Origin of the sequence: Streptomyces sp. NPDC002779 (genome assembly GCF_042888685.1) — a bacterium.
In the GTDB taxonomy this organism is placed as follows: domain Bacteria; phylum Actinomycetota; class Actinomycetes; order Streptomycetales; family Streptomycetaceae; genus Streptomyces.
In genome coordinates this window covers 137,142-149,910 of record NZ_JBIAQC010000011.1, presented here as the reverse complement: position 1 = coordinate 149,910, position 12,769 = coordinate 137,142, and the positions used below count along the sequence as shown (strand labels likewise).

At 72.7% G+C, this 12,769-nt stretch carries 12 protein-coding genes; 6 read left to right on the top strand and 6 right to left on the bottom strand.

The genetic code is table 11. From position 1 onward, the window contains the following. Positions 1-6: 6 nt before the first annotated feature. The gene (locus ACFYW5_RS28505; protein WP_389419954.1) at positions 7-900 is read right to left on the bottom strand and encodes a hypothetical protein; all 894 of its coding nucleotides are present in this window, start codon (positions 898-900) and stop codon (positions 7-9) included. After that, positions 897-1,967, bottom strand: a complete 1,071-nt coding sequence (locus ACFYW5_RS28500; RefSeq protein WP_389419953.1) for an SPFH domain-containing protein — start codon at positions 1,965-1,967, stop codon at positions 897-899. Before ACFYW5_RS28500 ends, ACFYW5_RS28505 begins: the two co-directional genes overlap by 4 nt. 129 nt (positions 1,968-2,096) lie before the next feature. Between ACFYW5_RS28500 and ACFYW5_RS28495 the strand changes: the two genes are divergently transcribed. Together ACFYW5_RS28495 and argF are read left to right on the top strand one after the other, a co-directional pair. Further along, positions 2,097-3,320 (top strand): arginine deiminase, encoded by a 1,224-nt coding sequence (locus ACFYW5_RS28495; protein WP_389419952.1) that lies wholly within the window; start codon positions 2,097-2,099, stop codon positions 3,318-3,320. 79 nt (positions 3,321-3,399) lie between these two features. Further along, positions 3,400-4,410, top strand: a complete 1,011-nt coding sequence (gene argF, locus ACFYW5_RS28490) for an ornithine carbamoyltransferase (RefSeq protein WP_389419951.1) — start codon at positions 3,400-3,402, stop codon at positions 4,408-4,410. Between the two features lie 6 nt (positions 4,411-4,416). On the opposite strand, the gene ACFYW5_RS28485 is transcribed toward argF, so the two are convergent. Then, positions 4,417-4,869, bottom strand: a complete 453-nt coding sequence (locus ACFYW5_RS28485) for an ATP-binding protein (protein ID WP_389419950.1) — start codon at positions 4,867-4,869, stop codon at positions 4,417-4,419. Between the two features lie 293 nt (positions 4,870-5,162). On the opposite strand from ACFYW5_RS28485, the gene ACFYW5_RS28480 reads away from it, so the two are divergent. Then, positions 5,163-5,990 (top strand): enoyl-CoA hydratase family protein, encoded by an 828-nt coding sequence (locus ACFYW5_RS28480; protein WP_389419949.1) that lies wholly within the window; start codon positions 5,163-5,165, stop codon positions 5,988-5,990. Next, complete coding sequence (locus ACFYW5_RS28475; protein WP_389419948.1) at positions 5,975-8,338, top strand: bifunctional salicylyl-CoA 5-hydroxylase/oxidoreductase; 2,364 nt, start codon at positions 5,975-5,977, stop codon at positions 8,336-8,338. Before ACFYW5_RS28480 ends, ACFYW5_RS28475 begins: the two co-directional genes overlap by 16 nt. A gap of 54 nt (positions 8,339-8,392) precedes the next feature. Here ACFYW5_RS28475 and ACFYW5_RS28470 read toward each other — a convergent pair whose 3' ends face one another. Further along, positions 8,393-9,205, bottom strand: coding sequence for a PaaX family transcriptional regulator C-terminal domain-containing protein (locus ACFYW5_RS28470; protein WP_389419947.1), 813 nt, complete (start codon positions 9,203-9,205; stop codon positions 8,393-8,395). Between the two features lie 15 nt (positions 9,206-9,220). Continuing rightward, a complete protein-coding gene (locus ACFYW5_RS28465; protein WP_389419946.1) occupies positions 9,221-10,825 on the bottom strand; it encodes an AMP-binding protein in 1,605 nt (534 codons plus the stop codon). Positions 10,826-10,979: 154 nt separating this feature from the next. On the opposite strand from ACFYW5_RS28465, the gene ACFYW5_RS28460 reads away from it, so the two are divergent. Then, positions 10,980-12,110 carry an acyl-CoA dehydrogenase family protein gene (locus tag ACFYW5_RS28460; protein ID WP_389419945.1) on the top strand — a complete coding sequence of 377 codons (1,131 nt, stop codon included), beginning with the start codon at positions 10,980-10,982 and terminating at the stop codon, positions 12,108-12,110. Beyond that, on the top strand, positions 12,107-12,505 hold the full coding sequence (locus ACFYW5_RS28455; protein WP_389419944.1) for a RidA family protein: 399 nt from the start codon (positions 12,107-12,109) through the stop codon (positions 12,503-12,505). Before ACFYW5_RS28460 ends, ACFYW5_RS28455 begins: the two co-directional genes overlap by 4 nt. 8 nt (positions 12,506-12,513) lie before the next feature. On the opposite strand, the gene ACFYW5_RS28450 is transcribed toward ACFYW5_RS28455, so the two are convergent. Further along, complete coding sequence (locus tag ACFYW5_RS28450) at positions 12,514-12,708, bottom strand: DUF5999 family protein (protein ID WP_389419943.1); 195 nt, start codon at positions 12,706-12,708, stop codon at positions 12,514-12,516. Between the last annotated feature and the right edge of the window lie 61 nt (positions 12,709-12,769).

The following is a 12,769-nucleotide window of genomic DNA, read 5'->3' as shown; positions in this document are numbered from 1 at the left end:
GCGGCTCTACCCCGCGAGCCGCAGCCGCTCCCGGCACACGCCGATCCGGACCGACTGGCCCCAGGTCAGTTCCAGGGCGTCGGTCTCCATGCCGTCCCCGAAGGCGACCAGGCGTTCGGACTCGACGGTGAGGGTCAGCCGGGCCGGGCCGGCCAGCTCACCGGCCACCAGGGAGGTCCCGGTGGCCGGTGAGGGCCAGGCCTCGCGGACGAACCACACCAGCCGTTCCTCCGCCGGGGAGGGCAGCCGCAGCCGCCCTCCCCGGTCCTGCCACACCGACCGGAGCCATCCGGTCGCCCCCGTCCCGGTGCCGATCAGCACCCCGGACGAGGCCTGGGCCTCGACGACACCCCCGTCGTCCTCCAGGCCCAGGCGGTACCGTGCCGTCTGGTGTCCGGCGGCGCCCAGATAGATCTCGTTCAGCGCGACCAGCCGCTGGGTGTCGTCGGCGACGGCCTCGACCATCGTGAGCTCGTCCACGGCCGAGGTGCCGGCCGACGCCAGCAGCTTCGCCGCGTCCCCGGGCCGGTGCCGTACCAGGACCCCGGGGTTGCGTCCGGGTTCGGCGTCGATGCCGATCACCGGTTGCCCCGACAGGTACTTGGCGACGTTCGCCACCAGTCCGTCCTGGCCGACCACCACGACCACGTCCTGCGGCGCGAACAGGAAGCGGTCCACGTCGGCCCGCTCGACCCGGGCCTGCCGCCAGGTCAGCGGGATCGCCGCGGCCACCTCGGCGAGCGCCCGGCGGGTGCGGCGGTGCCGGGCCGCGATCTCCTCGATGTCCCGGCCGCGGGAGCGCAGGAAGTAGGCGGCCTGGCCGTGGGTGCCGTGCCGGGCCACCAACTCCTCGTACTCCGTGGTGCGGTGGACCAGCACGGCCCGGGGCGCGAGACTCACGTCCGCTCCCCGTCGCCGAGCCGGGCGAGCAGTCCGGTGAGCACGTCCGGCGAGACGGTGACGCTGTCGATGCGGGGCAGGTTCTCGGCGAGCCGGGTGCCGGTGAGGGCGTGCAGGACGGCGACGTCCACCTCGGCGTGCACCCGCAGCCAGGCGGCCTGGGCCGCGGCCTTCGCGTCACCGACCTCCCGGGTGCCCTCGGCCTCGGCGCGGGCGAGCCGTACGGAACGCGCGGCCTCGGCCTCCGCGAGCCGTTCGGTGCGCCGCGCCTCGGCGTCGGCCAGCCGCACCGAGCGAGCCGCCTCCGCCTCGGCCCGTACCGCGTCGGCCGCGGCGGCCTCCTCCGCCTCCCGGCGCGCGTTGGTGCCCCGCTGATCGACCAACTGCTCCTCGCGGCGGGCGAGTTCGATCTGGCTGGCCAGCTCGTTCTCGGCGATCGCGCGTTCCCGCTCGACGGCCACCGCCCGTCGCTCGTACGTGGCCCGGTCGGCCTCCTGCTGGATCAGCTCGCGCGCCGGGGTCCGCAGCGCCCGCTCCACCTCCGGCTCCGGGCGCAGCGCCACCACCCGCACGGCGACGATCTCGATGCCGGTGGCGGGCAGCCGGGGTTCGGCGGCGAGCCCGGCGGCGACCCGTTCGCGCACCGCGCTCACCCCGTCCACCAGGGCCGACGCGAGCGGCGTACGGGCGAGGACGGCGAGGGCGTGCTGCTGGGCCGTCTCGGTGAGCAGGGTGCCGAGCTGTTCCAGGGGAGCGCCGCGCCAGGCCCCGGTGTCGGGGTCGACCGAGAAGTCCAGCCGGGCCGAGGCGAGGGCCGGGTCGCTGATGCGGTAGGTGACCGTCGCCTGCACGGCCACGTCCTGGAAGTCGGCCGTACGGGCGTGGAACGTCATCGCCAGCTCCCGGTCGTCGACCGGCACTTCGGAGATCGCCGCGCTGAGCGGCCGGAACCAGAAGCTGATCCCGGGTTCGTTGTGCACCAGGCGGCCCGAGCGGTGGTGCCGGATGTGCGCCGTCGGCGCCCCGCGCAGATGGCGCCACCCGAGGCGCCGGGTGATGTCGGCCATGGAATGACCCCCCTCACTGGTTTTCGTCATGACGACGATAAGCGGGGAGCCCGTTTATCGTCAAGGGGACGAGAACCGGAAGTGGTCAAGAAGGGGGTGAAGGGCGCCCCCGGTGGTCAGGATGGAGTCATGGGATTCCATGTCGACTCCGAGGCCGGGCGGCTCAGCCGCGTCATCCTGCACCGGCCGGATCTCGAGCTCAAAAGGCTCACCCCCAGCAATAAGGACGCGCTGCTCTTCGACGACGTGCTCTGGGTGCGCCGGGCGCGCGCCGAGCACGACGGCTTCGCCGACGTCCTGCGCGACCGCGGGGTCACCGTCCACCTCTTCGGCGACCTGCTCACCGAGGCCCTGGCGATCCCGGCGGCCCGCACCCTCGTACTGGACCGCGTCTTCGACGAGAAGGAATACGGCGTCCTCGCCACCGACCATCTGCGCGCCGCCTTCGAGAACCTGCCCGCCCCCGAACTGGCCGAGGCCCTCGTCGGCGGCATGACCAAGCGCGAGTACCTGGACGCCCACCCGGAGCCGACCTCCGTGCGCTTCCACGCCATGGAGCTCGACGACTTCCTCCTCGCGCCCCTGCCTAACCACCTCTTCACCCGCGACACCTCCGCCTGGATCTACGACGGCGTCTCCGTCAACGCCATGCGCTGGCCGGCCCGTCAGCGCGAGACCGTGCACTTCGAGGCGATCTACCGGCACCACCCGCTGTTCCGTGCGGAGACGTTCCCCTTCTGGTCCGAGGGGCAGGCCGACTACCCGTCCACCATCGAGGGCGGCGACGTCCTGGTGATCGGCAACGGCGCCGTGCTGATCGGCATGAGCGAGCGCACCACCCCGCAGGCCGTGGAGATGCTGGCGTACAAGCTGTTCGCCGCGGGTTCCGCCCAGTCGATCGTGGCCCTGGACATGCCCAAGCGGCGTGCCTTCATGCACCTCGACACCGTGATGACGATGGTCGACGGCGACACCTTCACCCAGTACGCCGGGCTCGGCATGCTCCGCTCGTACACCATCGAGCCGGGCGTCGACGGCAAGGAGCTGAAGGTCACCGACCATCCGCCGGAGCACATGCACCGCGCCATCGCCGCCGCCCTCGGGCTGAGCGAGATCCGGGTCCTGACCGCGACCCAGGACGTGCACGCGGCCGAGCGGGAGCAGTGGGACGACGGCTGCAACGTCCTCGCGGTCGAGCCGGGCGTCGTCGTGGCCTACGAGCGGAACTCCACCACCAACACGCATCTGCGCAAGCAGGGCATCGAGGTCATCGAGATCCCGGGCAGCGAACTGGGCCGGGGGAGGGGCGGTCCGCGCTGCATGAGCTGCCCGGTCGAGCGAGGGGCCGTGTAGCCCAAGCCGCCCTGTATATAAATGTGGAACATCGTATAGACTTCCAGGGTCATTGTTCACGTATCTCTGGAGCGCCCCCATGGCGACAGTCCCGACCGCCCTCGCCGGCCGCCACTTCCTCAAGGAGCTCGACTTCACCGAGGAGGAGTTCCGCGGGCTGATCGAGCTGGCCGCCGAGCTGAAGGCGGCCAAGAAGGCCGGGACCGAGCCGCAGCACCTGCGCGGCAGGAACATCGCGCTGATCTTCGAGAAGACGTCCACCCGCACCCGCTGCGCCTTCGAGGTCGCCGCCGCCGACCAGGGCGCCTCGACGACCTACCTGGACCCCTCCGGCTCGCAGATCGGGCACAAGGAGTCGGTCAAGGACACCGCGCGGGTGCTCGGGCGGATGTTCGACGCCATCGAGTACCGCGGGGACAGCCAGGAGAAGGTCGAGGAGCTGGCCGCGCACGCCGGGGTGCCGGTCTACAACGGCCTCACCGACGACTGGCACCCCACCCAGATGCTCGCCGACGTCCTCACCATGCTGGAGCACACCCCGAAGACCCTGGACGACTCCATCGCCTTCGCCTACCTCGGCGACGCCCGCTTCAACATGGGCAACAGCTATCTGATCACCGGCGCGCTGCTCGGCATGGACGTGCGGATCGTCGCGCCCAAGGCGTACTGGCCGCACGAGGACATCGTCGCCGAGGCGCGCCGGCTCGCCGAGACCAGCGGGGCAGCCGTCCTGCTCACCGAGTCCGTGGCCGAGGGCGTCCTGGGCGCCGACTTCGTCGCCACGGACGTCTGGGTCTCGATGGGTGAGCCCAAGGACGTCTGGGACGAGCGGATCAAGGCGCTGGTCCCGTACGCGGTCACGATGGACGTGCTGCGGGCCACCGGCAACCCGGACGTGAAGTTCCTGCACTGCCTCCCGGCCTTCCACGACCTGGGCACGAAGGTCGGCCGGGAGATCTTCGAGGCCCACGGCCTGGACTCCCTGGAAGTCACCGACGAGGTCTTCGAGTCGCCGCACTCGGTGGTCTTCGACGAGGCGGAGAACCGCATGCACACGATCAAGGCGGTCCTGGTCGCCACGCTGGCCTGAGACCGCCTACCCGGGCCGCCGCTGCGCCGGTATCGCCGGCAACCTGAACCACACAGCCTTCCCCGACGGCGTCGGCCGGTGACCGCACGACGAGCTCAGCGTGCGGATCAGCAGCAGCCCCCGGCCGTGCTCCTGCCAGGGATCCGGCTCCCCCTCGCAGGGGCGGGTGAGGTTCCCCGGCGGCGCCGGGTCCGGGTCGTGCACCTCGACCTGGCAGCCGCCCGGCAGCAGCCGGACCACCAGCTCTATCGGCCCCTCGCCCGCCGTGTGCTCCACGGCGTTGGCCACCAGCTCCGCGGTCAGCAGCTCCGCGGTGTCGCTGTCGGCACAATGCTCCAGCTCGGCCAGGGCGGTACGGATCAGGGCGCGCGCGACCGGCACCGCCGCGGTGGTGTGCGGCAGCGCGATGCGCCAGGAGGCGGAGGCGGGGAGGCGATCGTGCACGGCGGATCCGTTCATCAAGCAGGCAGTCCTGCTCTCGACCAGAGGAATGGTACGGGGCCCTCGCCGAAGGCGTCCGGCGGGCACCGCCCGGGGCCCTTCACCCCGGTGACCAGCGGCCTACCCAGGTGAGCGGCGCGCCTCGCGCCGTTGCTCCCGTCGTTACCCGGGCGTCGACGACCCGTGACACCCGGGTCGCCGCCGTGACGTATCGCGCTGTCCTGACGACAGTCACGGATGGGTGATAACTTCGTCGGGTAGACCTCAGTGGAACAGCGCCGCCCGCAGTCCGCCCGAGGAGGCCGCCCGCCATGAGTCCCTTCACCGGCTCCGCCGCCCGGACCGAGCGCTGGCGCCATCTGCGGGTGGACCTCACCGACGGCGTCGCCACCGTCACCCTCGCCCGCCCCGAGAAGCTCAACGCCCTCACCTTCGGCGCCTACGCCGACCTGCGCGACCTCCTCGCCGAGCTGTCCCGGGAGCGGGCGGTACGAGCCCTGGTGCTGGCCGGGGAGGGGCGCGGCTTCTGCTCCGGCGGGGACGTGGACGAGATCATCGGCGAGACGCTGTCCATGGACACGGCCCAGCTGCTGGACTTCAACCGGATGACCGGCCAGGTGGTGCGGGCGGTCCGCGAGTGCCCGTTCCCGGTGATCGCGGCGATCCACGGCGTGGCGGCGGGCGCAGGCGCGGTGCTGGCCCTGGCCTGCGACTTCCGCGTCGCCGACCCCTCGGCCCGCTTCGCGTTCCTGTTCACCCGGGTCGGCCTGTCCGGCGGCGACATGGGAGCGGCGTACCTGCTGCCCAGGGTCGTCGGCCTCGGCCACGCCACCCGCCTGCTGATGCTGGGCGACCCGGTACGGGCGCCGGAGGCCGAGCGCATCGGCCTGATCAGCGAGCTGACGGAGGAGGGCCGGGCGGACGAGGCGGCACGGTCCCTGGCCCGCCGCCTGTCCGAGGGCCCGGCTCTGGCGTACGCCCAGACCAAGGCGCTCCTGACGGCGGAACTGGACATGCCCCTGGCGGCAGCGGTGGAACTGGACGCCTCGACACAGGCCCTGCTGATGACGGGCGAGGACTACGCGGAGTTCCACGCGGCCTTCACCGCGAAGCGACCTCCCAAATGGAGGGGACGGTGACTGTTCCGACCCCAGGGGCGCGGGGAACCGCGCGACCAGCCCCCACCCACCCGCAGCCGCCGACCACCACCAGCCACCCCCTCCAGGTGGCGATCATCGGCGGCGGCCCCGGCGGCCTCTACGCCGCCGCCCTCCTCAAACGCCTCGACCCCGCCCGCGAGATCACCGTCTGGGAACGCAACGCCCCCGACGACACCTTCGGCTTCGGCGTGGTCCTCTCCGACGAAACCCTGGGCGGCATAGAACACGCCGACCCCGAGGTCTACGCGGCCCTGCAACAGGACTTCATCCGCTGGGACGACATCGACATCGTCCACGGCGACTCCCGCCACACCTCCGGAGGACACGGTTTCGCCGCCCTCGGCCGCAAACGCCTCCTGGAGATCCTGCACGACCGCTGCCGCGCCCTCGGCGTGGACCTGCGCTTCCACACCGAGGCCCCCGACCCCGCCCGGCTGGCGGAGACCCACGACCTGGTCATCGCCGCCGACGGTGTGCACAGCACCACCCGTGCGGCCTACGCCCCTGTGTTCCGCCCCCATGTGGCCACCCACCACTGCCGTTACATCTGGCTGGCCACCGACTTCGCCTTCGACGCCTTCCGCTTCGACATCGCCGAGACCGAACACGGCGTGATGCAACTGCACGGCTACCCCTATGCCCGCGCCGCCTCCACCGTCATCATCGAGATGCGCGAAGAGGTGTGGCGCGCCGCCGGATTCGACGGGCCCGACCCGCAGGAATCCATCGAGAGCTGCGCCAAGATCTTCGCGGAAGCCATGCGCGGCCGCCCCCTGCACTCCAACAAGTCCGCGTGGACGACCTTCCGCACGGTCGTCAACGAACGCTGGTCGCACGAGAACATCGTGCTGCTGGGCGACGCCGCGCACACGGCCCACTTCTCCATCGGCTCGGGCACGAAGCTGGCGGTGGAGGACGCCCTCGCACTCGCCGCGTGCCTCCAGGAACAGCCCGGCATCCCCAGCGCGCTCAGCGCGTACGAGGAGGAACGCAAACCCGTCGTCGCCTCCACCCAGCGCGCCGCCCGCGCCAGCCTGGAGTGGTTCGAGGACATCGCCCGCTACCTCGGCCAGCCCCCGCGCCAGTTCGCCTTCAACCTGCTCACCCGCAGCCGCCGGGTCACCCACGACAACCTCCGCCTGCGCGACGCCCGCTTCACGGAATCGGTGGAACGCGCCTTCGGCTGCCCGTCCGGTACGCCGCCGATGTTCACCCCGTTCCGGCTGCGCGGGCTGACCCTGCGCAACCGGATCGTCGTCTCGCCGATGGACATGTACTCGGCCGTGGACGGACTCCCCGGCGACTTCCACCTCGTCCACCTGGGCGCCCGGGCCCTCGGCGGGGCCGGCCTGGTGATGACCGAGATGGTGTGCATCAGCCCCGAGGGCCGGATCACCCCCGGCTGCACCGGCCTCTACCACGGCAAGCAGGCCGAGGCCTGGCGCCGGATCACCGACTTCGTGCACACCCGGGCGCCCGGCAGCGCGATCGGCGTGCAGCTCGGCCACAGCGGGCGCAAGGGCTCCACCCGGCTGATGTGGGAGGGCATGGACGAGCCGCTGCCCGACGGCAACTGGCCGCTGGTGGCCGCCTCCGCGCTCCCGTACAAGCCCGGGAGCCAGACCCCGCGCGAGCTCTCCCGCGCCCAGCTCACCGATCTGCGCGAGCAGTTCACGGCGGCGGCCTGGCGTGCCGCCCGCGCGGGCTTCGACCTCCTCGAACTCCACTGCGCGCACGGCTATCTGCTCTCCGGCTTCCTCTCCCCGCTGACCAACCGCCGTACCGACGCCTACGGCGGCTCCCTGGACAAGCGGCTGCGTTTCCCGCTGGAGGTCTTCGACGCGGTCCGGGGCGTATGGCCGCAGGAACGGCCCATGACCGTCCGTATCTCCGCCACGGACTGGGCCGAGGGCGGCACCGGTGCCGAGGACGCCGTCGAGATCGCCCGCGCCTTCGCCGCGCACGGCGCCGACGCGATCGACGTCTCGACCGGGCAGGTGGTGGCCGAGGAGCAACCGGAGTTCGGGCGCTCGTACCAGACGCCGTACGCCGACCGCATCCGCAACAGCACCGGCGTCCCGGTGATCGCGGTGGGCGCGATCTCCTCCTGGGACGACGTCAACTCCCTGCTCCTGGCGGGCCGCGCCGACCTGTGCGCCCTGGCCCGCCCCCACCTCTACGACCCCAACTGGACGCTGCACGCGGCGGCGGAGCAGTCGTACGAGGGACCGGGCGTCGTCTGGCCGGACCAGTACCGGGCGGGCAGCCGCCACCCCCGGACGGGCCGCACGGACGCCCCCAAGCCCCGCCTGACGCTGGGGACATGAGGGCGTACATCCTTGTTGCAAGGGTTCCCTGAGTGACCGAAGGTACGGCCGGTGTCACAGCCCGGCGAAGACGGCCCCCGCGTCCCGCAGCCGCGCGTGCAGCGCACGGAACACCTCCGCCGACCGCACCCCGGGCCAGTCCTCGGGCAGCAGCCGGGCGGGCAGCCCGGGATCGACGTACGGCAGATGCCGCCAGGAGTCCAGGGCGAGGAGATAGTCGCGGTACGCCTCCTCGGGCGGGGTGTCGGAGCGCTGCTCCCAGGCGTGCAGCACGCGCGCGTGGCGGTCGAGGAACGCCTCGTGCTCCTTGGCGACGGCCGCCAGGTCCCACCAGCGGGTGACCGCCTCGACGGTGGGCGCGAAGCCGAGGTGCTCACCGCGGAAGAAGTCGACGTACGCCTCCAGGCGCAGCCGCGCCAGGGTGTGCCGGGTCTCCTCGTACAGCCGCGCGGGCGCGATCCACACACCGGGGGCGGCGCTGCCGAAGCCGAGGCCCGCCAGCCGGGAGCGCAGCACGTGCCGCTTCTGGCGCTCCGACTCCGGTACGGAGAAGACCGCCAGGACCCAGCCCTCCTCGTCGGGCGGCGCGGTGGCGTACACGCGCCGGTCGCCGTCGTCGAGCAACTGGCGCGCGTCCGGGGAGAGTTCGTAACCGGCCGCGCCCTCGGCGGTACGGGCGGGGACGAGCAGCCCGCGCCGTTTGAGGCGGGACACCGACGAGCGCACCGAGGGAGCGTCCACGCCCACCGCGGCCAGCAGCCGGATCAGTTCGGCGACGGGCACCGGGCCGGGCACGAAGCGGCCGTAGGCGCCGTAGAGCGTGACGATCAAGGACCGTGGTGCATGCTGGTCGGACACGTTGATCATCTTAGGTCGTCGGTATCACTGCCGGTCACCCGCGGCGTCGGCCGCGAGACGCAGCCTGAACCGCTGGAGCTTGCCGGTCGCCGTGCGCGGCAGGGCGTCCAGGAAGACGATCTCGCGCGGGCACTTGTACGGCGCGAGTTCCGCCTTGACGAAGGCGCGCAGCGCCGCCGCGTCCCGGGGCGCGCCCGGCCTGAGCACCGCGAACGCCATCACGACCTGTCCGCGCGCGGCATCGGGCCGGCCCACCACCGCCGTCTCCAGTACGTCCGGGTGGCGCAGCAGCGCCTCCTCGACCTCCGGGCCCGCGATGTTGTACCCGGCCGAGATGATCATGTCGTCCGCGCGGGCGACGTAACGGAAGTAGCCGTCACTCTCCCGGACGTAGGTGTCGCCGGTGATGTTCCAGCCGTGCCGTACGTACTCGCGCTGGCGGGGGTCGGCGAGATAGCGGCAGCCGACCGGCCCGCGCACCGCGAGCAGTCCCGGCTCCCCGTCGGGCTTCTCCCGGCCGTCGGCGTCCACCACGCGCGCCTGCCAGCCGGGCACCGGCAGCCCGGTGGTGCCGGGCCTGATGTCCTCGTCGGCGGCGGAGACGAAGATGTGCAGCAGTTCGGTGGCGCCGATGCCGTTGATGATGCGCAGCCCGGTCCGCTCGTGCCAGGCCCGCCAGGTGGCCGCGGGCAGGTTCTCGCCGGCCGATACACAGCGGCGCAGGCTGGAGACGTCGTGCCCGTCCAGTTCATCCAGCATCACGCGGTAGGCGGTCGGTGCGGTGAACAGCACCGTCACCCGGTGCTCGGCGACGGCGGACAGCAGCTGCCGGGGACCGGCCTGTTCGAGCAGCAGCGCGCTCGCCCCGGCCCGCAGCGGGAAGACCACGAGCCCGCCGAGCCCGAAGGTGAAGCCGAGCGGGGGACTGCCGGTGAAGACATCGCCCGTACGGGGCTGGAGCACATGCTGGGAGAAGGTGTCCGCCGTCGCCAGCACATCCCGGTGGAAGTGCATGCAGCCCTTGGGCCGGCCGGTGGTGCCGGAGGTGAAGGCGATCAGCGCCACGTCGTCGCAGGCGGTGTCCACGGGCGTGTACGGGGCGTGCGGCGCCGGCCGCTCGAGCAGGTCGTCCGGGGCGTCACCGCCGTACGTGGCGATCCGCAGCCCGGGTATCTCCGCCTTGGCGAGGTCGTCGACGGCCCGGATGTCGCACAGCGCGTGGCTCACCTCGGCCATCCCGCACATCGTGCGCAGCTCCTGCGGGCGCTGCTGGGCCAGGACGGTCACGGCGACCGCGCCCGCCTTCAGCACCGCGAGCCAGCAGGCCGCGAGCCAGGGGCTGGTGGGGCCGCGCAGCAGCACCCGGTTGCCCGGGACGACCCCGAGGTCGCCGGTCAGCAGGTGCGCGAGGCGGTCGACCCGGGCCCGCAGCTCGCCGTAGGTCCAGCTGGGACCGTCGGCGGTGTGGAACGCCGGACGGTCGTCCGGGGGGCCGTGCAGCAGCTCGGCGGCGCAGTTCAGCCGTTCGGGGTAACGCAGCTCGGGCAGATCGAAGGTGAGCTCGGGCCACTGGTCGGCCGGCGGGAGATGGTCGCGCGCGAAGGTGTCGAGATGCGCCGAGACGTTCATGGCGGTGCGCCCCCTTGCCTGGTGGGCTCCCTGGTTGCCTGGTGGGCTCGCTCGAGGAGCGTATCGCGTTGGTGACGGCAGTCAACTGCGCGCGATACCGTCGGGGGAGTGGCCCCGCGGTCCCGTCGACCGGCCGCGGGCGGAGAGGACGGCGATGTCCGCATTCTCACTCGAACCGGAACAGGCCGCCTGGTGTGCCGAACTGCGTCTGCTGGCCGCGGAGCGCCTGCGCCCGCTCGCCGAGAAGGGTGAACCCGGCCAGGTCAACCGCCCGCTCGTCGCCGAACTGGGCGCCCTCGGCCTGCTGCCCCGCCTGTTCACCTCCGGCGCCCTGGACCTGTGCCTGATGCGCGAGTCCCTGGCCTACGCCTGCACGGAGGCGGAGACCGCGCTTGCCCTCCAGGGCCTGGGCGCCCACCCCATCCACGCCCACGGCACCCCGGCCCAGCGCGAGCACTGGCTGCCGAGGGTCGGCGCGGGCACGGCGGTGGCCGCGTTCGCGCTCAGCGAGCCGGGCGCGGGCTCGGACGCGGCGGCCCTCTCCCTCACCGCCCACCCCGACGGCCCGTCCGCCTGGCGCCTCACCGGCGAGAAGTGCTGGATCTCCAACGCCCCCGACGCCGACTTCTACACGGTGTTCGCCCGCACCACCCCGGGCGCGGGATCCCGGGGCGTGACCGCGTTCCTGGTACCGGCCGACCGCCCGGGCCTGACCGGCACCCCCCTCGACATGCTCTCCCCGCACCCCATCGGGACGCTGGCCTTCGACGCGGTCCCGGTGACGGCCGACGACCTCCTGGGCGAGCCCGACCGGGGCTTCCGGGTGGCGATGGGCACCCTGAACCTCTTCCGCCCCAGCGTCGGCGCCTTCGCGGTCGGCATGGCACAGGCGGCCCTGGACGCGACGCTCGCCCACACCGCCCGGCGGGACGCGTTCGGCGGCACGTTGAGCGACCTCCAGACGGTCGCCCACCAGGTCGCCGAGCTGGCCCTGCGCACCGAGGCGGCCCGCCTGATGGTGTACGCGGCGGCCACGGCGTACGACGAAGGCGCCCCGGACGTCCCGAGGCGCGCCGCGATGGCGAAGCTGCTGGCGACCGAGACGGCGCAGTACGTGGTCGACCGGGCCGTCCAGCTGCACGGCGCCCGGGCCCTGCGCCGGGGCCATCTCCTGGAGCATCTGTACCGCGAAGTCCGGGCCCCGCGGATCTACGAGGGCGCCAGCGAGGTGCAACGCGGCATCATCGCCAGGGAGTTGTACGCCGACCTGGAGGCCCGAGCATGACAGCGCGACGAGTCGACCCGCCCGAGCTGTCCCCGCCCACCGGGTTCACCCACGCGGTGGTGGCGACGGGCTCCCGGCTGGTGTTCCTGGCGGGCCAGACAGCCCTGGACGCCGACGGCAGGATCGAGGGCGACACGCTCCCGGAGCAGTTCGAGAAGGCGCTGGGCAACCTGCTGACGGCCCTGCGCGCGGCGGGCGGCACCCCGGCGGACCTGGCGCGGGTCACGGTGTACGCCACGGACATCGAGACCTACCGCGCGCACGCCCGTGAACTGGGCCTGACCTGGCGGCGGCTGGCGGGCCGGGACTACCCGGCGATGGCCGTGGTGGAGGTCGTACGCCTGTGGGACCGGCAGGCGCTGGTGGAACTGGACGGCTTCGCGGTGCTCCCGTAGCGAGCCGCTCAGGCGGCCGCCACCAGCCGGCCCACCGGCACGCGCTGAGGCGACACGACCCGCCCGTCCGGCAGCAGCTCGCCGGAGTCGTCGAAGACGATCGTGCCGTCGCACAGCAGGCTCCACCCCTGCTCGGGATGGGCGGCGACGACGAGCGGAGCATGCGAACCGGTCACGGAACACGACGTCTGGTGAGCACTCATGGTGCGCCTCCACATGGGTCGGACACTTCCTATGGACAGACCATCCTCCCGGCGTGCCCTC